Here is a 20,684-nt window from a genome sequence, read left to right as displayed (position 1 = left end):
CTTTGGTTGAGGGCAGGGGGGCGGGTCAGTGCTGCCAGGCGTGCAGCAGGTCGTTGGTCGTGGTGACGGTGGCCAGCAGAGACAACGTATTGTCGATGACCGCGTCGGCATAGGCCGTCGGGATCCCTGCCACCGCATCCCGCGGCAGGACCACCCGGTACCCGGCGTTGACCGCGTCCATCACCAGGTTGGTGATCGCGATGTTCACCGAGACGCCCACGGCCACGATCGTGCTCACGCCGAGGTTGCGCAGGATCGGGTCCAGGTCGGTGCCGCCCATCGGCCCCAGTCCGTGCCAGCGGGACAGTACGAGATCGTCGGGCTCCGGGCCGAATTCGGGAAGCAGGGTGGCGCCGGGACTTCCGGGCAGGATGCCGACGTCGCTGCGTCCGATCGCGAAGATCTTGGCATTGTGGTTGGAGCCCAGGCCATCCGGGCGCCGCTGCACGAGACAGTGCACGACCCGGGCCGAGACGGCTCGGGCCGCCGGTAGCAGTCGGGCGATGTTGGGTAGGGCCTCGCGGCGGGCCTCGTCGGCCAGTGCGGCCAGCCCGGCGTCGGGACCGACCACCGCGCCCTGACACTCCTGGGTGATGATCGCGGTGTGGCCGGGCGCGACAAGGTCTTTCAGGTCGGGCCTCATGCGTGCGCGACGGTGTCGGTTTCGGCGGGCACTTCGTAGAATCGGGTGGCCCACTTACGCAGGGCCATATAATGTTTGGCGTCGACCTTTGCCAGCGGTGGATGCTCGACGTACTTCTGATAGCGCCAGATGTCGCAGTCCTCCCATACCGTTTTGAGGAACTGCTTCTCCACCTTCTCGCGTACGTGCTGGGGCGGGATGTCGGACCCGGCAGCTGTGCCTGATTCTTTAGGCCACCAGATCGAATAGAACATGTCCGACACCTCATCGTCGACTGGGGTGCAGGCGAAGATCAGTCGGTGATTCGAGGAACCTTCGAAGACGCTCATGGCGAATCCGAGCCCGGAGTAGTGGCTGTGGATACGCAGGGCCATCTTGTCCGGATCGTCGCTGCGGGTATCGGGCCAACCGGTGAGGAACCGCCACTCTTGGTCGACGCCCTCCCAATACAGACAGACCGGTGTCACCGTCGCGCCGTGCACGTAGCGGAAATGGGAACTGTCGGGGGCGTTCTCGGCCACGATCTGCGGATGGACCGGGATGGCATCGGCCCGGCTGGAGAACTCGGGATAGGGCCGGTAGTACGCGTCCGGATCGGTCTCGAACTGTGGGAACTTGTGGAAGATGTCGGGCAGTTCCCACTGCGGTTCCTTCCCGTCGGGCTGGTACCACATGAAGATGCAGCCGTACTGCTCCTTGACCGGGTAGGACCGTAGCCGCAGGCCGCGGTTCGGCTTGTCGGGCTGGTAAGGGATATAGGTGTTGTTCCCTTCGGGGCCCCAGCGCCAGCCGTGGAACGGGCACTCGACACAGTCCCCGACAACCGTGCCGCCGTGTCCGATGTGGGCACCCAGGTGCTTGCAATGTGCTTCCAGCACATGCATCTCGCCGGACTCGTCGCGGTAGGCGGCGAGGTCTTCACCGAAGTACTTCAGCGCCTTCACGTCGCCGACCTCGTATTCTGCCGACCAGCCGATCATGAACCAGCCGGTGACCTTCCAGGTGAACGGCACTTTCATGGTCCCGCTGCCCTCCTGTTTCGCTGCGCGCGCAATAGTTACGGAAGACATTACAGTAGCGTTTACTGCATAGGAAGGTTGCGGTGCGCGGCGGTTGGGGTCCCAACTGAGGTGCTTACCGTATAGTTCGCCGCAGTCGATCAGGAGGTGACCCGTTGTCCGACGACGTCGAGGCGATCAAGCAGCTCAAGGCCCGTTACTGCCGGTTCCTGGACACCAAGGACATCGATGCCTGGCGAGCGCTCTTCGTCGAAGATGTGGTGGTGACACTCGACATGGCCGTCTCGACCGGCGGTGCCGACCCGCAGACCGCTCCGCCGCTGAAGAGCTTCGATGAGTTCTTCCCGGTGGTCTGGGGCGGTGTCGAGCACGCAGCGACGGTGCACCACTGCCACACGCCCGAGATCGCGCTGACCTCCGACACGACCGCGACCGGCATCTGGGCCATGGAGGACATGTTGTTCTTCCCCGACGGCGGTGAGCTGCACGGCGCGGGTCACTACCACGAGACCTACGAAAAGCGTGACGGCACATGGCAGATCACCAGTCTGCACCTGACCCGAACCCTGCTCAAATTCAAGACCGCCTAGCGGCCTGCCATTGACTCTGCGCTGAGGGTTCAGCCTTCTCGCGCGATCGCGCCCCGAACGCAGAGTCAGTGCATGATCACCATCTCGCCGAAGGCCTTGATGTAGTCGAGTGCGGCCGCTGGGCTGCTGCCGTCCGCATGCACAACTGCCCAGGTGGCACCATGGCCGGCGAGTTCGGCCAACACGTCACGTGCGTGCCGGAGGGACGCTTCGTCATCCAGGTCGGTAGGCGGGCACACCACTTGGACATCGACCGAGTGCGGGTCACGGCCGGCATCGGCGAGGCGGTCGCGCAGGCGCTGGACGGCGGCGCCGAACTGGTCGGCATCTTCGATGGCCGCGGTGCGCATCGTCGAGGCCATGCCCACCGCAGCGATGATCGGCATCCACCCGTTGCCGTGCTCGACCACGCGCCGGATCGCGGCGGCGCCGTTCCCGCCGATCCAGATCGGCGGATGGGGTTGCTGCGCCGGGCGTTGCAGCCAGAGCTCACCAATCGCTCCGAAATCCATACCGACAAACGGTCTTTCCGGATCCGCCCAGATGGAGCGAAGCGCGGCCAACGCCTCGTCGAGCAGTTCCGCCCGACGGTCGATGTCGACGCCCACCGCCGCGAACTCCGATCGCAGATAGCCCGCCCCGACGCCGGCGATCAGTCGGCCACCGGAAACCAGATCCAGACTGCCCAGCGCCTTGGCCGACAGGTACGGATTGCGGAACGGGAGCACGTACAGATTGGTCATCAACCGGATGTGCGTGGTGGCTGCCGCCATGAAGCTCAGCGCGGAGATCGGGTCCAGGGTGTTGTGGCCGCCGTTGTGGCGCCACTTGGCCGACGGGGCCGGGTGCTCGCTCAATGCGATCGCCGAGAAGTCTGCGGCCTCGGCCTGGGTCGCGACCGCGCGGATGGCCTCGGGCTGCAGGAAATCCTCAGGTGCGGTGGGCAGTTCGCTGGGATATTCCAGAGTGTACTTCATCGATCTCCCGGTTTCTGACCCGTTTCCAGAGTGCTACTGAAAGCATTACCGTAACATCCATCGTTGGTCGTCAGACGGGATGGAGCAGGGATGGATCGCCGACGAAAAGTACTCGTGATGGGCGCCAGTGGAAACGTGGGCGCCTGTGTCACCCGCCAACTCGTCGAGCGGGGCGACGAGGTGCGGGTACTGCTGCGTCGCAGCAGTACGACCAAGGGCATCGATGGTCTCGAGGTCGAACGCTGCTACGGCGACGTCTTCGATACCGAGGCGGTGACGGCCGCGATGGTCGACCGGGACGTGGTGTTCTACTGCGTCGTCGACACCCGCGCCCACCTGGCCGATCCGGCACCGCTGTTCTCCACCAATGTCGAGGGCCTGCGCAATGTGCTCGACGTGGCCGTGAACGCCGACCTGCAGCGCTTTGTCTTCCTGTCCACCATCGGAACGATCGCGGTCGGCGACGATGGCGCAACCGTCGACGAGGACACCCCGTTCAACTGGGCTGGAAAAGGCGGGCCGTACATCGAATCCCGGCGTCAGGCCGAAGGCCTGGTGCTGTCTTACGCCAGGGAGCGTGGCCTGCCTGCCGTGGCGATGTGTGTGTCCAACCCGTACGGCCCGCCCGACTGGCAACCGAGACAGGGTGCCCTCGTGGCGATGGCTGCGTTCGGCAAGGTACCCGTCTATGTGCGTGGTGTCGGTTCGGAGGTGGTGGGGATCGACGACGCCGCCGATGCGCTGATTCGGGCTGCCGAGCATGGCCGGATCGGCGAGCGCTACATCGTGTCGGAACGCTACATGTCTCAGCGGGAGATGTTCACCACGGCTGCGGAGGCAGTGGGGGAGCGACCGCCGAGATTTGGTATCCCCATGGCCCCCCTGTACGCCTTCGGGTGGTTCGCCGGCATGTCGAATCGGTTGTTCGGCACCGACTTTCCGATGAACCTCACCACGGCGCGGCTGATGTGGCTGACGTCGCCGGCCGACCACAGTAAGGCGACCCGTGACCTGGGGTGGAAACCAGCGCCGACCGCCGAATCGATCGGCCGGGCCGCGCAGTTCTACGTCGAGCGCAGAAGCCGCGACGAGAAGGTCATCGACCTGTGAGTGCCGCAGACTTTGACGTGATCGTCGTCGGCGCCGGATTCTCCGGCCTGTACGCACTGCATCGACTCCGGGAGCAGGGCCTGCGGGTGCGGGTTCTGGAGAAGGCCGATGCCGTCGGCGGTACCTGGCTGGTCAACCGGTATCCGGGTGCGCGCTGTGACATCGAGAGCATCGAATACTCCTACAGCTTCAGCGATGAGATTCAGCAGGAGTGGGTCTGGACGGAGACGATGCCGGCTCAGCCGGAGATCGAGGCGTATCTGAACTTCGTCGCCGACCGGCTCGATCTGCGTCGCGACATCGAGTTCGGAACCGAGGTCGTAGCGATGACCTTCGACGAGGACACCGCGGAGTGGGCGATCGACACCGCCGACGGACAGACGCTGCGTACACCCTTCGTGGTGGCGGCCACCGGAATCCTTTCGGTGCCATTGGAACCCGATATCGCCGGGATGAGCTGCTTCACCGGCACGTCGCTGTTCACCAGTCGGTGGCCGCGCGAGGGTGTCGATCTCACGGGCAAGCGCGTCGGCGTGATCGGCACCGGTTCCACCGGCGTGCAACTGATCCCGGTGGTGGCCGCCGAGGCCGAACAGCTGACGGTCTTCCAACGTTCTCCGGCGTTCACGCTGCCCTGGCAGGTTCGTGCCTTCGAACCGGGTGAACTGGACACGCTCAAGGCCGACTACGCGCAGATCCGCGCCGCACAGCGCGAACATCCGGTCGGGGCGGCCCGGCTCAGTGCGTTCTCGGTGCTGCTGGAGATGTTGGTGCGGCCGCCGGTGAAATCGGCTACGCCCGAAGACAAGCGGCGCGCGGTGGAGGAACACGGCGTGATGGGTGCGCTCAACTGGGGTGACATCTTCTTCGACATCGACGCCAACCGGATGGCCACCGAGTTGTACGGACAGGCCGTGGCCCGCATCGTCAGCGACCCGGTGACGGCGGCCTCTTTGACCCCCAGCCACCCGTTCGCGTGCAAGCGGCCGATCATCGATCAGGGCTATTACGAGACGTACAACCGCGACAACGTCGCCCTCGTCGATCTGCGCAAGGGTGCGATCCGTGCGGTGACGGAGACCGGGATTTCCACGGAACAAGGCGATTTCGATCTCGACGTGATCGTGTATGCCACCGGCTTCGATGCCATGACCGGCGCGTTGAGTCGGATCGACGTGCGTGGCCGGGACGGCCTGATGCTGGGAGAGTACTGGGCCAAGGAGGGCGCACTGTCCTACCTGGGGCTGGCGGTGGCCGGCTTCCCGAACCTGTTCACCATCCAAGGCCCGGGAAGTCCCTCGGCGGCATCCAATTTCGTGGCCGCCCTGGAGCAGCACGTGGACTGGATCGCGGACTGCATCGCATACCTGAGGGGCGGCGGGTATTGCAGTATCGAGGCGACGTCGCAGGCACAGACCGAATGGGTCGAGCACACGACTGCCCTGGTGGCGCCCACCGTGCTGGTGCACCCGAGCTGCAACTCCTGGTACAACGGCGGCAATGTGCCCGGCAAGAAGCGGATGTACCTGGGGTACACCGCAGGGATCCCCGAGTACCGTCGCCGTTGTGACGAGATCGCTACCGACGGCTACACCGGATTCACCGTTGCATAGAGCGGTCCAGATCGTCTGGGAGCTCGGCGGCGTCCTGCCCCGTTCGGTCGGCGCGCTGACCGGGTCGGGGGACTGGAACCCCTTGTCGATCGATGGTCTGCGCCAGCTGGGCGAGGTGGCCCTCGATGAACTGGTCGTCACCGGGATGACGCTGACCGGACCACCGCCGCAGTTGCCGCGACCGCTGAGCGACTATGAGCGGGCCGCCGGCGAACTTGGCGGACTCGGTATCGACGGTGCGCACCACAGCCCGGATCCCCTGCAGATCAAGCACATCCGGCCGCGCCGGTTCGGTGCGCTGACCTTCGAAGAATTGACGTTCGACCACGAGCCCACGCTGCCGGCCTCGGTCGTGGCCGACGGTCACGCTGGTGGGGCCACCGCCCGGGTGCGGCTGTATCGCTGCGGAGACGACACACGGCCGTGGCTGATCTGGGTGCACGGCGCCGGCCAGGGCGATTCGATGGATCTTCTGGTGGCCCGGGTGCGGCAGTTGCGGGACCTCGGGTTCAACGTGGCACTACCGGTGCAGCCCGGACACGGGCCGCGGCGCAGTTCCTGGCCCGAGTATCCCGCCCGCGATCCGCTGGCCAACGTGGCCGGCATGATGCGGGCGGTGTCGGAAGTGCGGGCATTGATCGGCTGGCTGGAACCACAGGCCTCCTCGATCGCGGTCGCCGGTCTGTCGCTGGGCAGCGCGGTGGCGGCGCTGGTGTCGCATCTGGACGCGCGGGTCGACGCGGTCGCGCTGTACACCCCAATCCTCGGCCTCAACACGATGATCGGCATGCACCTGGGACGCTGGGGATCGGCGGGTCAGCAATCCGCGCGAGATCTACAGTCGGCCACCGTGGCGGCGATGACCTCGGTGATCGACCCGCTGCATACCCGGCCGCATGCCGACCGGCGGCTCATCGTCGGTGCCTGGCACGACCAGATGGCGATGCGCAGTTCGGCCTCGGCCATGCACGAGCAATGGGGCGGGGAGCTCTACTGGCACGACGGCAGCCATGTCGGGCATCTGTTCTCCGGTGCGGTGCAGGATGTGACCGAGCGGTTCTTAACGACCGTAGATTGACGTGATCCGGGCCCGTACACAGTCGATCTCGTGGTCGAGATCGTGGTCCTCGGGGAGGACCACCCACTGGAAAGCGATACCGAAGATGGATCCGGTGATGTCTCGCACCGCCATGTCGACATCGATATCGGGGAGCAGTGAACCGTCGGCGATACCGGCATGTAGCCCGGCTTCGACCTTGAAGGCCGCCCCGGCCAATTGGGCGCGCACCCCGTCGCGCAGTGGCGAGGTGGTCTTCACCGCCTCGAATGCGGACACGAACATGGCTCTGGTCACCGCGGCGTCCTCGGCGTGAATCTCCTGCACGCGGTCGAAATGTGCCAGTACCTGCTGCAGTCCGGTGGCGCCCGGTTCGGGGTCGGGGTTCAGTCGCGCCACGTACATGTCCTGGAAGGCGTCGAGGATGGCGTCCTTGCTGCCGTAGCGGGCGTGCACCATGGCCCGGCTGTACCCGGCTCGCCGGCCGATCTCAGCGGCGGTCGTTGCTTCCCAGCCCTTTTCGACGATCAACTCAGCGGCAGCCTGCAGCAGCCGGCGCGAGGACTGCTCGACGCGCTCCGGCTGGGTGAGGCCCTGGGCTGGGGAAGGCACCCTTGCATATTAGATCGCCGACAACTAACTTAGTTGTTCTGCGTCAAATTTCTGTGCGGAGGTCGAGGATGACAACAGTCGCAGCGCCATTTTCTGGACCGGTACCCACGGGCATCGACGAGGTCACCGCGCCCTGGTTGACGGAGGCGCTGGGAGCGCCGGTGACGGCGGTACGAGCCGAGCGGATCGCGCTGGACACCGGATTCTCCGCGGCGCTGTATCGGATCGAGCTGAGCGGATCCGATGATGTTCCAGAGACTTTGATCGTCAAACTGCCCGCCGACTCGCTGGCTCGGGGCGGGATGGAGATGCTCGGGGGCTACCAACGCGAGCTGTACTTCTACCGGCACATCGCGCCGGATGCGCCTATTGCCACGCCGCGCTGCCATGTCGCGCGGAGCTCCGGGTCCGACTTCGTGCTCGTGCTCGAAGATCTGCGGGACTGGGAGAATGCCGATCATCTAGCCGGCCTGTCGCTTCCGCGCGCCCGGCTCTGTATCGAACAGTTGGCCGGCCTGCACACCTGGTCGGCAGGCGTCGATGATGCGGTACTGCAGGAATTCCCGAGCATCGACAGCTCGTTGACCCGGGACCTGTTCTTGCCCGCTTTCGTTCCCGGATGGCAGCTCTACCGAGACCACACCCGCCAGCCGGTACCCCCGGCGGTCGCCGCGTTCGCCGAGCGGTTCGCCGATCTCGCACCCATCGCCCTTTCCGCGCTTTCAGACCGGAATATGTTGCTGCACGGAGATATTCGGGCCGACAACATGTTCTTCCGTCATGAGGCGCTGAAGGTGGTGGACTTCCAGTTGACGGTTCGCGGTGCGGGTGCGGCCGATATCGCGTATCTGGTCAGTCAGGGTCTGCCGACCGAGGTGCGCCGCGGCCACGACGCGGACCTGCTGCGCGAATATGTCGGCCAGGTCGACGGGTACCCGTTCGACGAGGCCTGGCGCCATTACCGTCTCGCGACGGCGCTGCTGCTGTACATGCCGGTGGTCGCCCTGCTCACCTGGGATGTCGCACCGGAGCGGTCTCGGCAACTGTGTCTCACGCTCATCGACCGGGCCGTCGCGGCCATCGAGGACATCGACGCCCTGGAGGAATTTTCATGAGAACCGCGCGTGAAGTGGTGGAGCTCTACAACCTGGTGGTGTGGAACCAGAAGGATTTCGCGCTCGCCGAAGAGCTGCTGGGGGACACCGTCACCCGCCACGATGTGGGGGAGGCGGCGGTGCTGACTCACGAGGAAGCCGTGGCCCGGGTGGTCGACCACTGGGCGATGTTCGAGACCGTGCGGTTCGATCTCCGGCTGGTGGTTGCCGGCGATGACGGGGAACACGTCACGATCGTGTACGAGTCGCCGATGACGTTCACCGACGGCAACTCGACGACGGTCAGCAGTATGGAGATCTTTCGCGTCATCGACGGGCGCATCACCGAAGTGTGGAATTGTGGCTACAAACAAGGAGTTTGGGCATGACCGAACCGGTACTCGACGAACTTGGTTACTACCTGCTGGCGGGTGCGGGCGGTGAAGGCCCGGCCACGCTGATGGACGAGGCGCGCCGCGGCGAGGAACTCGGCTTCGGCACCGCATTCATCTCCGAACGGTGGAACGTCAAGGAGGCCTCCTCGCTCGTCGGCGCTGCGTGTGCCGTGACCGAACGTATGCAGATCGCCACGGCGGCAACCAATCACAACACCCGCCACCCGCTCATCACCGGATCATGGGCCACCACGATGCACCGGCTGTCCCGGGGCCGCTTCACGCTCGGCATCGGCCGCGGCGTCGCCGCCATGTACAACGCGTTCGGCGTGCCCGCGGTGACCACCGCGCAGATGGAGGATTTCGCGCAGGTCATGCGCAAGCTGTGGCACGGAGAGGTGGTCTTCAACCACGACGGACCGATCGGCAAGTACCAGGTGCTGTTCCTCGACCCTGACTTCAACGAAGACATTCGGCTGGCGATCGTGGCCTTCGGTCCACAAACCCTTGCGTTGGGTGGCCGGGAGTTCGACGACGTCATCCTGCACACCTACTTCACCCCGGAGACCTTGACGCGGGCCGTAAAGACCGTCAAAGACGCCGCCGAGCAGGCCGGCCGCGACCCGGACAGTGTGCGGGTGTGGTCATGCTTTGCCACTGTCGGCGATCACCTCCCCGAGGAACTGCGGCTCAAGAAGACCGTGGCGCGCCTGGCCACCTACCTGCAGGGCTACGGCGACCTGTTGGTGAAGACCAATAACTGGGATCCAGCTGTGCTGCAACGATTCCGGGAGGATTCCGTCGTCACCTCAATCCCGGGTGGCATCGACCACAAGGCCAGCGCCGAACAGATCGAACACATCGCCACCCTCATTCCCGACGAATGGCTGGAACCGTCGGCCACCGGATCGGCGAGCCAGTGTGTGGACCGCATCCGCAAGGAATTCGACTACGGTGCCGATGCGGTGATCATGCACGGGGCCACTCCCGACGAACTTGAGCCGATCGTCACCGAGTACCGGGCCACCCAGGCATGACCCGCGAGAAGACGCGAAAGTACCCGTAAGCGATCAAATTTGGGTACTTTCGCGTCTGCTCGCGGGAGATGGTTAGGGAGTGATCAAGGTGCGATACACGGGTTCGGCGACCGCCTGACGGCTGAAGATGCCGTGCTGCAGGGTGACCAACAGGGCGTTGCGGGTTTCTTCGGGGGAGATGAGCTCATCGAAACCGAGATGGCCCGCCGACCGGAAGGACGCCTCCAGTTCCATCTTCTTGAGCACCTCGGCGTAGTCCTCGCCGGCGTGGGTGGCGGCGCTGAGTGCAGCCGCACCCATGGCGCCCATCGTGGCCCCGGGGTAGGCGAACGTCGCGACCTGATCGTCAAAACCCAGCAGCGACATGACCATCGAGCCGAATCCGAAGGCCTTGCGCAGCGTCACGTGCAGTTTGAGTGTTGTCGCGGCGGTCTGGGCGGCAAACATGCGTGCCCCGCTGCGCAATACGCCGCTGCGCTCGGACTGGCTGCCCGGCAGCATGCCGGGGTTGTCGGCGAGGAACACGATCGGTAGGTGGAACGAGTCAGCCACGGTGATGAAATGGGCTGCCTTGTCGGCGGCGTCGGCGTCGATCGAACCGGCCGTCACCTGGGGCTGATTGGCCACCACCGCGACCGGATAGCCACCCAGGTGGGCCAGCGCGCAGATGATCGCCCGACCGAATTTCGGCTGCACCTCGAACCAGTCGGGCCGGTCGAAGATCTCGTCGATCACCGCGCGCATGTCGTAGATCTGGCGGTTGTCGCGGGACACGATATCGAGAATCTCCGGCGTGGGTCTCGGGTCTGCGGTGTCGTCGGCAAGCCGGGTCGGTGGATACGACCATGCGCTGGACGGGAAGTAGGACAGGTAACGGCGGATGTCGTCGATGACCGTCTCGTCGTCCTCGGCGTAGTTGTGAATCACGCCGCTGGCCAGTGCCACGGTCGGACCGCCGAGATCCTCCTTCGAAATGTCCTCTCCGGTGGACTCTTTCACCACCGGTGGCCCGGCGGTGAAGATCGCTCCCTGATGGCTCATGATGCTGAAGTCGCACACTGGGGCCACCAAGGCGCCATGGCCGGCCGACGGGCCGAGGATTGCCGATATCGTCGGCACCTTTCCCGAACATCTCGCCTGCGCGATCAGGTCGGTCGGTGTCCGTCCGTAGTGCTCACCGCTGGGGCGAAAACCCGCGCCCTCCAACAACATCACCAGCGGGATCTTGTTGCGTAGGGCCAACTCTGCGAGCCGATACCGTTTGGCGTTGCCCCCCGGTCCGATGCTGCCGGCCAGCGTGGTGAAATCTTCGGCGCCCACCATTACCGGTGTGCCGTCGATGCGACCCGCTCCCGCGATGAGGCCGTCGGCGGCGATGTCGCCGCCGACCAGTGTCCCGAATTCTTGAAAGGTGCCGGGATCCAGCAGTCGTGCGACCCGCGCCCGGGCATCGAGCTTGCCCTTGCCGTGATGCTTGGCCACCCGTTCGGGACCACCCATGCCGAACGTGTGCTCACGCCGGCGAGCGAGATCCTCGAGCGTTTCCTTCCACTCCGGGTCGTTCGTCATGCCGACGTCCTTGTCATGCCACTGTCCTCACGTGTCGAGCGTTCGTCATCGGGTGTCCAAGCCTACCGCCGTTGACCATACTGAATTGCTTACTGTAGCGTCGATCGGGTGGTCGGTATGCACATGGCGGGACAACGTGGCAAAGGCGCACACCAGCGATGAGTGACGAGGTTCCACGAGGCATCAAGATCGATCGCGGCGTTCCCAGCCGGCTGGCCGAGGTTCCGGACATCGCCCGCGAGCTGGAAGCTCACGGCTACGACGGATGCTGGACCGGCGAGATCAACCACGACCCGTTCCTACCCTTGGCGATCGCGGCCGAGCACACCGAGCGGATGCAGATCGGCACCAGCATCGCCGTAGCCTTTGCGCGCAATCCGATGACGATGGCCCAGCTGGGCTGGGACCTGCAGACCTACTCGGGCGGACGTTTCATCCTCGGACTCGGTACCCAGATCCAGCCGCACATCGAGAAACGGTTCAGTATGCCGTGGAGCCATCCAGCCCGCCGGATGCGCGAGTACGTCGAAGCGCTGCAGGCGATTTGGAGTTGTTGGCGCGACGGTTCGAAGCTGCGGTTCGAGGGTGAGTTCTACACCCACAAGATCATGACGCCGATGTTCACCCCGGAGCCGTCGACGCTTCCGTTCCCCAAGGTGTTCCTGGCGGCGGTGGGCGAATTGATGACCGAGGTGTCCGGTGAGGTAGCCGATGGGCTACTGGCCCACGCGTTCACCACGCGGCGCTATCTGGACGAGGTGACCACGGCCGCGCTACAGCGCGGGATGGACCGAAGTGGGCGTGACCGTCGTGACTTCGAGCTGTCCTGTCCGGTGTTCATCGTGACCGGCGCTGACGAGCAGGAGATGGCCGCGGCATCGGTCGCGACCCGCAAACAGCTTGCGTTCTACGGCTCGACACCCGCATACCGCAAAGTTCTGGAACTGCACGGCTGGGGTGATCTGCACACCGAACTGCACCGACTGTCGTTGGCCGGCCGGTGGGACGCAATGGGCGAGCTCATCGACGACGACGTGCTGGACGCATTCGCCGTGGTGGCCCCCATCCCCGAGTTGGCCGCTGCGCTGCGGCGCCGTTGCGACGGCGTCATCGACCGCGTGCTGCCCGGCTTTCCCGCCGCGGTTTCCCCGGAAACCGTCAACGCGGTGCTGCAGGAATTTCGTGAGTGCCCGCCAGTGAGGAGCAACGTATGACCGTCCGGACCATCGACGACGTCGCCAAGATGTTCGCCACCCCCTCGGCGTACGCCGACGAGGTGACACTTCACGCGGACCTGACCCACCTGCGGGCCAACGCCCCGGTGTCCTGGGTCGAGGTGCCCGACTATGCCCCCTTCTGGGCGATCACCAAGCACGCAGACATCATGGAGATCGAGCGTGCCAACGACATCTTCACCAACTCGCCGCGCCCGGTCCTGGTCACCCGCGAGGGTGACGAGCAGCAGGCCGCGATCGGAATCCGGACGTTGATCCACACCGACGACCCACTGCACCGCGACCTGCGGGCCATCGGAGCCAACTGGTTTCGGCCAAAGGCCATGCGCGCGTTGAAGGATCGCGCCGACGAACTGGCCAAGCGGTTCGTCGACAGAATGGTCGATGAGGGGCCGGAATGCGATTTCGTGCAGCAGGTCGCCGTGAACTATCCGCTGTACATGATCATGACACTGCTCGGTGTGCCCGAGTCCGACTTTGCGTTCATGCTCAAGCTCACCCAGGAGCTGTTCGGCAGCGACGACGACGAGTTCAAGCGCGGCACCAGCATGGAGGAGCAGGGCATGGCGCTGCTCGAGATGTTCCAGTACTTCACCGAACTGACCGCCTCGCGTCGGGCGAATCCGACCGACGACTTGGCTTCGACGATCGCCAACGCCACCCTGGACGGGGAGCCGCTGTCCGATATCGACACGGTTTCCTATTACGCGATCATCGCCGCTGCCGGCCACGACACCAGCAGTGCCAGCATTTCTGGTGGTATGCACGCGCTGCTGCAGAATCCCGACCAACTGGCCCGGCTGCAGAACGACATGAGTCTGATGCCGCTGGCAGTCGAGGAGATGGTCCGCTGGACGACACCGGTCAAGGAGTTCATGCGCACCGCGCAACGGGACTACGAGATTCGCGGTGTACGCATTTCGAAGGGCGAGTCGGTGCTGCTGTCCTATGTCTCGGGTAACCGCGACGAGGACGTCTTCGGCGATCCGTTCCGCTTCGACGTCGGGCGAGATCCCAACAAACACATCGCGTTCGGCTACGGTGTGCATTTCTGCCTCGGTGCCGCACTGGCCCGGATGGAGATCAACAGCTTCTTCTCCGAGCTTCTACCGCGGTTGCGGTCCGCGGAGCTCACCGGCGTACCGCAGCACATGGCCACCACGTTCGTCGGAGGTCTCAAGCACCTGCCGGTGCGGTATTCGCTGCGTTAAGAGGAGCGCCGAGCAATAGCTCCTATGTCAAGCCGCCACTGATTGTGGCGGCTTGACTGGGTTTTGGTGGTCGTGGGCGTCGCGGCGTAGGGCTTGGTAGACGCGGCGAGCGATTCGGCGTTTGACGCAGCGCAGCGCCGCGCGTTTGGTTTTCCCGGTCTCGATCAGTTTTTGGAAGTAGATCTGCCCGAGGCTGCCGGTCATCCGAATCTGGGTCAGGGCGATGCGGTGGATGGCGGCGTTGAGTTGACGGTTGCCGGCCCGGCTTAACCGCATCTGCCCGGCACTGGCCCCAGACCACGCCGGGATGGGCGCAACCCCGGTATGGCAGGCAAACGCTGCCTCACTTGTGAACCGGCCGATGCCGGCGACCTCGCCGACGATCTTGGCCGCCGAGAGCTCCGCGCAGCCAGGAATCGCCAGCAGCGTCGGTGCGACCTGGCCGATGCTGGCCGCCAAGCGGTTGGTCAAGGTGTTGATCTCACTGGTGAGCCGGATGATGTCGCCCACCTCAGCGCGGGCGATTTCAGCGACCACACCGGGCCGCTCGGCCAGCCACACCATCAGGGCCTTCTGATGCTTGAGAGCAGTCAGTGAGCCCAACGCGGCGGCCCACTCGGGATCGAGGTCATGAACATGCCACAACACCCGGTTGATCGCCGAGGTCCGTTGTCCCACAAGAACATCACGACGATCAGTCAACAACTTGAACTCCCGCGACACTTCGTCGTGCGAAGCGACCGGCAGATCAGGTTCGCGCAGCACTGCCCGCGACACCGCAAGCGCATCGATCGGATCGGACTTGCCTCGAGCGCGCGCGGACTTGCGGGTGGCGGCCATCAGTTTGGTGGGTACCCGCACCACCTTCTGCCCCGCACCGAGCAGGTCACGCTCCAGCCGTGCCGACATGTTGCGGCAGTCCTCGATGCCCCAGATCAACTCGACACCGAACTGCTCGCGGGCCCACATGATGGCCTTGCGATGCCCATCAGTGGTGGCCTTGACGGTCTTCTCGCCGAGCTTGCACCCGACCTCATCGACCGCGACAAAGGTGTGGGTGGACTTGTGTACATCGGCTCCAACAACAACCATGATGGTTGCCTCCTTCAGTCATGAAGAGGGTGTGTTGAGGTTGGGCCGGTCGGCGGACACTTCTCAGTCGGGGGCGATGCCACGTGTCGACCGTCGCGTAATTCCCCCGGGGTGTCCGTCACGTAATTCCGCCACCGGTGGGCCTCGGTGTAGGTCTACCGGGATGGCTTGGTGTTGTCTACCGGCGCGCTAGCGCCGGGTCTTTTTCGGGGTCTGTAGCTAGGGCCGTCCATCAGGATTTGGTGGCTGGTATTGATCAACCGGTCGAGCAGTGACTCGGCGACGACGGGGTTGGGGAACAGGTTGTACCAGTCCTTTGGTGATCGGTTGGAGGTCAGGATGAGCGGTTTGCCGTTGACGGCGCGGTCGGAGATCAACTCGTAGAGGTCGTCGGCGTGCATCGCGGTGTGCTCGCGCATGGCGAAGTCGTCGAGGATGAGCACGAGCGGTTTGGTGTATTCGCGGATGCGTTGACCCCAGGTGCGATCGGCGTGACCGCCGGCGAGGTCGGAGAGCACCCGGGAGGTCTTGGCGAAGCGGACGTCGCCGCCGCGGCGGGCTACGGCGTGGCCAAGTGCTTGTGCCATATGGGTTTTCCCGACGCCGACGGGTCCGTAGAGGATGACTGATTCGGCGGCGTCGAGCCACCGCAGTGCGGCCAGGTCTCGCAGCATCGCGGCGGGCAGTTTGGTGTTGGCGGTGAAGTCGAAGGATTCGAAGGTCGATTGTTCCTCGAAGCGGGCTCGGCGGATGCGCCGGGTGAGGGCGGCGGATTCGCGGCGGGCGATCTCGTCTTCGCAGAGAACTTGGAGGAAGTCGAGGTGTCCGAGGGTGCCGTCGCGGGTTTGGGCCAGCCGGGTGTCGAGGGTGTCGAGCATGCCGGTGAGTTTGAGGGTGCGTAGCGCATTGCGCAGGGCGGGGTCGAGAATGCTGCTCATAGGTTGATGTCCTTGGTTCTGATCGAATGATGTTGATTGACAGTCAGATACGATGCGGTGGTTACGCGGTCTCGCCGGTGGTGGTGTCGAATGCTTGCGGTCCGCGCAGATGGGCCGCGGCCTGCGGGGCGGCGGATTCGGGAATGCCGTCGAGTTCGGTGCCGGCGACCAGGATCCCCTTGACGGTGCGGTAGCTCGGATCGCCCACAGCTATCGAACGGGCGCAGGCGGCCTCCAGGCGGACGTCGCCGACGGTCTTGCGCAGTGCGAGGACGCCTTGGGCGCTGCGCAACCGGTGGATGGCGTTGACTTCCATGAACTCGGCGATGACCTGGGTGCAGGCCGGTCCGACCTCGGCGGCCACCCGGCGGCACCAGGTCGGGTTGCGCATCGTGAAGGCGATCTTCTCCGGCGGGTAGTGCTCAAAGTCGGTGGCCCGCCCGCGGTGATGGGTGACGTGGGTGGCCACCACGTCACCGCCGTGCACGATCTGCACGATGTCACCGCAGGTGCGAGCATGGACCTGCTGGCCCATCAGCCGCCACGGAACCGAGTACAGCGCCTTGCCGACCTTGACGTGGCAGTCGGTGGCGACCTTGCCCGTCGACCACACCGCGAGCTGAAATGCGTTCTGAGGCAACGGTAATAATGCACGTCGTTCGACGGTGGCGAAGACGAACCCGGGTTGCTCACCGTCCAGCGCCCGCGACTGTCGCACCCCGGCGACCTCACGGCACCACGCCACCGCGGCGGCCTGCATCTGCTCCAGCGAGGTGAACTCCCGACCCCGCCAGAACGAGTCCCGAACGTATTGCATCGGCCGCTCGACGCGTGGTTTGTCCTTCGGCTTGTTCGCCCGCGCCGGATCGACCAGGCAGCCGTAGTGCGCACCCAGCTCGGCGTAGGCCTTGTTGATCTTCGGGTCATAGAGATCCGGTCGAGTGACACCGGTCTTCAGGTTGTCCGGGACCAGCCGGGCCGGGACACCCCCGAAGAACTCGAACGCCGCCACATGCGAAGCGCACCAGGAGGATTGATGCATCTTCAGGACCGGTTGGACGAACAGGTGCCGTGAGTGAGCCAGCACCATCACGAACGCCCACACCGTGACGCGTCGACCGCTGACCGGGTCGAACCACATCCCGAGCTTGCCGTAGTCGATCTGGGCTTCGCTGCCCGCCGGCACCGGCCCGCGCGGCACGGTCACCTTGTTGCGGGCCGCCTCCTCGGAAAGGTTCCCCGAGATCCACCTGCGCACTGAGGATTCCGAGGCGGCAACGCCATGCTCGTCGCGCAGCCGCTGCGCCACCGTCGCCGCACTGACCTCGGCTTTGAGCCAGTCACGGATCCGGTCGCGGTGCACCTCGATCCCGGGCCAGGTCGTGGCCCGCAGGCCGGGGTCGGCGATCTCGGGGAACCACCGGCCGACATGGGCCGCCCACGCCGTCTCGGTGATCGGCACTCCGCCGGGGGTCAGTGACTCCGCGATCGCCGGCGCCAGATACTTTGCGATGGTCTTGCGGTCGATGCCCAAACTCTCCGCGAGCTGGCGCTGGGACCGACCCGCATGCCAATGGGTCAACAACTCGATCAGGTCGAACACGTCGAAACTTCTCCTCGCCATCGGCGCCCTTCCTCACGAGTCGAACCGTGAGTCGAGCGAACCTGCCTACGAGGCCCACGAGCGGCTGCCACACCGCCCGGGTGGCGGAATTACGTGACAGACGGGGTGGGGGAATTCCGTGACGGACGACCCTCAAGCTGGGGGAATTACGTGACCGCTGACAGCCACGCTCCTATCAAGTCACGCCGTCCGGTCCTTCACATCTGATGCCGGCACTACTGCTCAACGCCAACCCACCAAAGGGGCGGCAGACACAAAATGAGCCAGACACCAGATGATCCAGACCCAACCACCGCAACGCGGCAATTGCCAGACTGACACTGAGACATAAAACTGCCCCTTTTCGCTCGAAAAGGGGCAGTTCTATGTCTGCTCGCGGGAGAAGGTGACTACTCGCCCGAGTTCGCCTTCGCTGCGGCGTGTAGTGCATCACCGCGGGTGCCCTGCTCGTGATGGCTCAGTGCCTGGATCGAAACATCATGGCCCTCAGCGGCTTTGCGTAGCGCTCCGACGGTCGCCTGCTCGCGCGCGATGTGGGTGAACGGGTCGAACGAGTACCAGCGCATGGCGTTCTCGTACGTCATCTTGTTGATCTCGTGATCAGGAACGTTGTTCTCGGTCAGCACGTCCCACAGTTCCTCGGGGGCGCCGGGCCACATCGAGTCGCTGTGCGGGTAGTCGGCTTCCCAGCAGATGTTGTCGATGCCGATCTTGTTGCGCAGGGTCACCCCGACCGGGTCGGAGATGAAGCAGGTCAGGAAGTGTTCGCGGAACACCTCGCTGGGGACCTTGCCGCCGAAGTCCTGCTTGGTCCAGGTGGAATGCATCTCGTAGGTGCGGTCCGCGCGTTCCAGGAAGTAGGGAATCCAGCCGGTGCCGCCCTCGGAAAGCCCGATCTTCAGATCCGGATAGTCCTTGATCGGCTTGGACCACAACAGGTCCGCGGCCGCCTGCACGATGTTCATCGGCTGCAGGGTGATCATCACGTCCAGCGGCGCGTCGGGGGCGGTGATGGCCAGCTTGCCCGACGACCCGATGTGCACATTGAGCACGGTGTTGGTGTCGCACAACGCCTTCCACAGCGGGGTCCAGTAGTCGTCGTGGAAGCTCGGGTAGCCCATCGCGGCCGGATTCTCGGTGAAGGTCAGGGCGTGCACGCCCTTCTTCGACACCCGGCGCACCTCGGCTGCGCACGCCTCGGCGTCCCAGATCACCGGAATCGCCATCGGGATGAAGCGGGCCGGGTAGGCGCCGCACCACTCATCGATGTGCCAGTCGTTGTAAGCCTGCACCAGTGCCAGCGAGAACTCGGGATCCTCGGTCGCGAACAGGCGACCGGCGAAACCGGGGAAAGACGGGAAGCAGATCGAGCCGAGAATGCCGCCGGCGTTCATGTCCTTGACGCGCTCATCGACGTTGTAACAGCCCTTGCGGATCTCGTCGAGGCCCTGGGGTTCCAGGCCGTACTCCTCCTTGGGTCGGCCGGCAACGGCGTTGAGCGCGACGTTGGGGATGACGATGTCGCGGAACTGCCAGGTGTCGCTGCCGTCCGGATTGTGGACCAGCCGCGGTGCCTCGTCGGCATATTTCTTGGGCAGGTGGTTCTTGAACATGTCAGGTGGTTCGACGATGTGATCGTCCACGCTGATCAGGATCATGTCGTCTTTATTCACGAACGCGCTCCATTCACGACTGCCTTACGGTATGGCCCACAGTATATCCCCGGCAGCGGCCAGTTGACCCGGGGTTGGATCGATGTATCCGGGCCGTTTCACCATCGAGATCTGGCTACGCTGGCGTTCGTGGAGTCGGAACGTGGGGTTAGCGGCCGGGCCACCGCAACATTGTGCGAAGGGGAACCGCGAATGGATATTTTCGACGAATGGCGCCGCGACGTAACCGAGATGCTCTGGTCCTCGGCGACCCCGGCCAATGAGGACCGAGAGGTCCGCATCGCTGTGCACCGCCTGGGCACAGTGGGTGCGCCCGCGCTGGTCTGTGTGCACGGATTCCCCACATCCAGCATCGATTTCTACGCCGTGACACAAGAACTCAGAGCCGAATTCGACATTTTCGTACTGGACTTCCCGGGCTACGGGTTGTCGGAGAAGCCGCCCGCACCATATGTCTACTCACTGTTCGACGATGCCCGGCTGCTCGAGCACGCGATCACCGAAATCTGGCAGCTCAGCAGTTACACCATGCTCACCCACGATCGCGGGGACAGTGTCGGCCTCATCGCGCTGGGCATGCTCACCGATGCAGGCGGTGCGGTACCGGACAATCTGATCATCACCAACGGCAACGTGTACCTGCCGCTGGCGAATCTGACGGACTTCCAGAAAGCGATCCTGGACCCGCAGAACGGGCGCGCCACCGCGGAGGCGGTCACCCCCGAAATGCTGGCAGCGGGACTCGGAATGGGGACGTTCATGCCTCGCCGCCCCGCCGACGACCCGGAAATCGTCGCACTGGCACAGACTTTCGCCTACAACGATCAGATCCGCGTCCTCCCGGACACCATTCAGTATCTGAATGAGCGCGCGAAAGGGGAGAGCGAGTGGCTTGAGGCGCTCGCGGCCAGCTCGGTGAACACGACACTGGTGTGGGGACTTCACGACAACATCGCCCCGGTCCGCGTGGCCAACCACATATGGGCCGAACACCTGCGTGACAAGCCCGGGCGTAACCATTTCTGGCTATTGCCGACGGCGGACCACTACCCCCAGAACGACAATCCGCAGCAGTTGGCGCAGATCGTCCGGCTCACCGCCAACGGCACCGACCTCGACATCGGCACCCTTGACGGAAAACCCGACGGCGCCGTGCTGGTGTACTGACCGATACCCCTGGTCGCGGTGAGCGCCT

The 20,684-nt window shown here is 64.7% G+C and carries 18 protein-coding genes and 1 pseudogene; 10 read left to right on the top strand and 9 right to left on the bottom strand.

What is annotated here, in order from left to right:
* Window positions 1-25 precede the first annotated feature (25 nt).
* Together JOF57_RS16195 and JOF57_RS16190 are read right to left on the bottom strand one after the other, a co-directional pair.
* The gene (locus tag JOF57_RS16195) at window positions 26-643 is read right to left on the bottom strand and encodes a cysteine hydrolase family protein (protein WP_209918096.1); all 618 of its coding nucleotides are present in this window, start codon (window positions 641-643) and stop codon (window positions 26-28) included.
* Window positions 640-1,662: a Rieske 2Fe-2S domain-containing protein gene (locus JOF57_RS16190; RefSeq protein ID WP_209923412.1), complete on the bottom strand. Its 1,023-nt coding sequence runs from the start codon at window positions 1,660-1,662 to the stop codon at window positions 640-642. Before JOF57_RS16190 ends, JOF57_RS16195 begins: the two co-directional genes overlap by 4 nt.
* A gap of 155 nt (window positions 1,663-1,817) precedes the next feature.
* On the opposite strand from JOF57_RS16190, the gene JOF57_RS16185 reads away from it, so the two are divergent.
* Window positions 1,818-2,252: a nuclear transport factor 2 family protein gene (locus tag JOF57_RS16185; protein ID WP_209918094.1), complete on the top strand. Its 435-nt coding sequence runs from the start codon at window positions 1,818-1,820 to the stop codon at window positions 2,250-2,252.
* Between the two features lie 65 nt (window positions 2,253-2,317).
* On the opposite strand, the gene JOF57_RS16180 is transcribed toward JOF57_RS16185, so the two are convergent.
* Window positions 2,318-3,229: an LLM class F420-dependent oxidoreductase gene (locus JOF57_RS16180; RefSeq protein ID WP_209918092.1), complete on the bottom strand. Its 912-nt coding sequence runs from the start codon at window positions 3,227-3,229 to the stop codon at window positions 2,318-2,320.
* A 90-nt stretch (window positions 3,230-3,319) separates the two neighbouring features.
* Between JOF57_RS16180 and JOF57_RS16175 the strand changes: the two genes are divergently transcribed.
* The 3 genes from JOF57_RS16175 to JOF57_RS16165 are packed head-to-tail and all read left to right on the top strand — an operon-like array spanning window position 3,320 to window position 7,030.
* Entirely contained in the window at window positions 3,320-4,339 is a 1,020-nt protein-coding gene (locus JOF57_RS16175; protein WP_209918090.1) for an NAD-dependent epimerase/dehydratase family protein, read from the top strand.
* Window positions 4,336-5,952, top strand: a complete 1,617-nt coding sequence (locus JOF57_RS16170) for a flavin-containing monooxygenase (RefSeq protein WP_209918088.1) — start codon at window positions 4,336-4,338, stop codon at window positions 5,950-5,952. Before JOF57_RS16175 ends, JOF57_RS16170 begins: the two co-directional genes overlap by 4 nt.
* Window positions 5,906-7,030, top strand: a complete 1,125-nt coding sequence (locus tag JOF57_RS16165; protein WP_407666577.1) for an alpha/beta hydrolase — start codon at window positions 5,906-5,908, stop codon at window positions 7,028-7,030. The genes JOF57_RS16170 and JOF57_RS16165 overlap by 47 nt, the downstream gene beginning before the upstream one ends.
* On the opposite strand, the gene JOF57_RS16160 is transcribed toward JOF57_RS16165, so the two are convergent.
* Window positions 7,013-7,621, bottom strand: a complete 609-nt coding sequence (locus JOF57_RS16160; protein WP_209918086.1) for a TetR/AcrR family transcriptional regulator — start codon at window positions 7,619-7,621, stop codon at window positions 7,013-7,015. The two genes, JOF57_RS16165 and JOF57_RS16160, sit on opposite strands and share 18 nt — an antisense overlap.
* Before the next feature lie 68 nt (window positions 7,622-7,689).
* Here JOF57_RS16160 and JOF57_RS16155 point away from each other — a divergent pair, with 68 nt between their 5' ends.
* From JOF57_RS16155 to JOF57_RS16145, 3 genes are read left to right on the top strand one after another with little or no spacing between them, the layout of a single operon-like run.
* Window positions 7,690-8,736, top strand: a complete 1,047-nt coding sequence (locus tag JOF57_RS16155) for a phosphotransferase (protein WP_209918084.1) — start codon at window positions 7,690-7,692, stop codon at window positions 8,734-8,736.
* The gene (locus JOF57_RS16150; RefSeq protein WP_209918082.1) at window positions 8,733-9,104 is read left to right on the top strand and encodes a nuclear transport factor 2 family protein; all 372 of its coding nucleotides are present in this window, start codon (window positions 8,733-8,735) and stop codon (window positions 9,102-9,104) included. Before JOF57_RS16155 ends, JOF57_RS16150 begins: the two co-directional genes overlap by 4 nt.
* Window positions 9,101-10,147, top strand: a complete 1,047-nt coding sequence (locus tag JOF57_RS16145; RefSeq protein ID WP_209918080.1) for a TIGR03857 family LLM class F420-dependent oxidoreductase — start codon at window positions 9,101-9,103, stop codon at window positions 10,145-10,147. Before JOF57_RS16150 ends, JOF57_RS16145 begins: the two co-directional genes overlap by 4 nt.
* A 72-nt stretch (window positions 10,148-10,219) precedes the next feature.
* Here JOF57_RS16145 and JOF57_RS16140 read toward each other — a convergent pair whose 3' ends face one another.
* Window positions 10,220-11,716 (bottom strand): acyl-CoA carboxylase subunit beta, encoded by a 1,497-nt coding sequence (locus JOF57_RS16140; protein ID WP_209918078.1) that lies wholly within the window; start codon window positions 11,714-11,716, stop codon window positions 10,220-10,222.
* A gap of 158 nt (window positions 11,717-11,874) precedes the next feature.
* Here JOF57_RS16140 and JOF57_RS16135 point away from each other — a divergent pair, with 158 nt between their 5' ends.
* Both JOF57_RS16135 and JOF57_RS16130 read left to right on the top strand, forming a co-directional pair.
* Window positions 11,875-12,930, top strand: coding sequence for an LLM class F420-dependent oxidoreductase (locus JOF57_RS16135; RefSeq protein WP_209918076.1), 1,056 nt, complete (start codon window positions 11,875-11,877; stop codon window positions 12,928-12,930).
* Window positions 12,927-14,162 (top strand): cytochrome P450, encoded by a 1,236-nt coding sequence (locus JOF57_RS16130; protein WP_209918073.1) that lies wholly within the window; start codon window positions 12,927-12,929, stop codon window positions 14,160-14,162. Before JOF57_RS16135 ends, JOF57_RS16130 begins: the two co-directional genes overlap by 4 nt.
* Before the next feature lie 30 nt (window positions 14,163-14,192).
* Here JOF57_RS16130 and JOF57_RS16125 read toward each other — a convergent pair.
* From JOF57_RS16125 to JOF57_RS16110, 4 genes and pseudogenes are all read right to left on the bottom strand, one after another.
* Window positions 14,193-15,254, bottom strand: a pseudogene (locus tag JOF57_RS16125) (IS110 family RNA-guided transposase); the annotation flags it as partial.
* Window positions 15,255-15,409: 155 nt separating this feature from the next.
* Complete coding sequence (gene istB / locus JOF57_RS16120) at window positions 15,410-16,192, bottom strand: IS21-like element helper ATPase IstB (RefSeq protein ID WP_209912624.1); 783 nt, start codon at window positions 16,190-16,192, stop codon at window positions 15,410-15,412.
* Window positions 16,193-16,253: 61 nt separating this feature from the next.
* Window positions 16,254-17,795: an IS21 family transposase gene (gene istA / locus JOF57_RS16115; RefSeq protein WP_209915645.1), complete on the bottom strand. Its 1,542-nt coding sequence runs from the start codon at window positions 17,793-17,795 to the stop codon at window positions 16,254-16,256.
* Window positions 17,796-18,205: 410 nt separating this feature from the next.
* A complete protein-coding gene (locus JOF57_RS16110; protein ID WP_209918071.1) occupies window positions 18,206-19,489 on the bottom strand; it encodes an amidohydrolase family protein in 1,284 nt (427 codons plus the stop codon).
* A gap of 192 nt (window positions 19,490-19,681) precedes the next feature.
* On the opposite strand from JOF57_RS16110, the gene JOF57_RS16105 reads away from it, so the two are divergent.
* Window positions 19,682-20,656, top strand: a complete 975-nt coding sequence (locus JOF57_RS16105; protein ID WP_209918070.1) for an alpha/beta fold hydrolase — start codon at window positions 19,682-19,684, stop codon at window positions 20,654-20,656.
* The last annotated feature ends 28 nt before the right edge of the window (window positions 20,657-20,684 follow it).

Source organism: Mycolicibacterium lutetiense (assembly GCF_017876775.1).
Classification (GTDB): domain Bacteria; phylum Actinomycetota; class Actinomycetes; order Mycobacteriales; family Mycobacteriaceae; genus Mycobacterium; species Mycobacterium lutetiense.
This window is presented reverse-complemented; position numbering and strand designations above follow the sequence as displayed.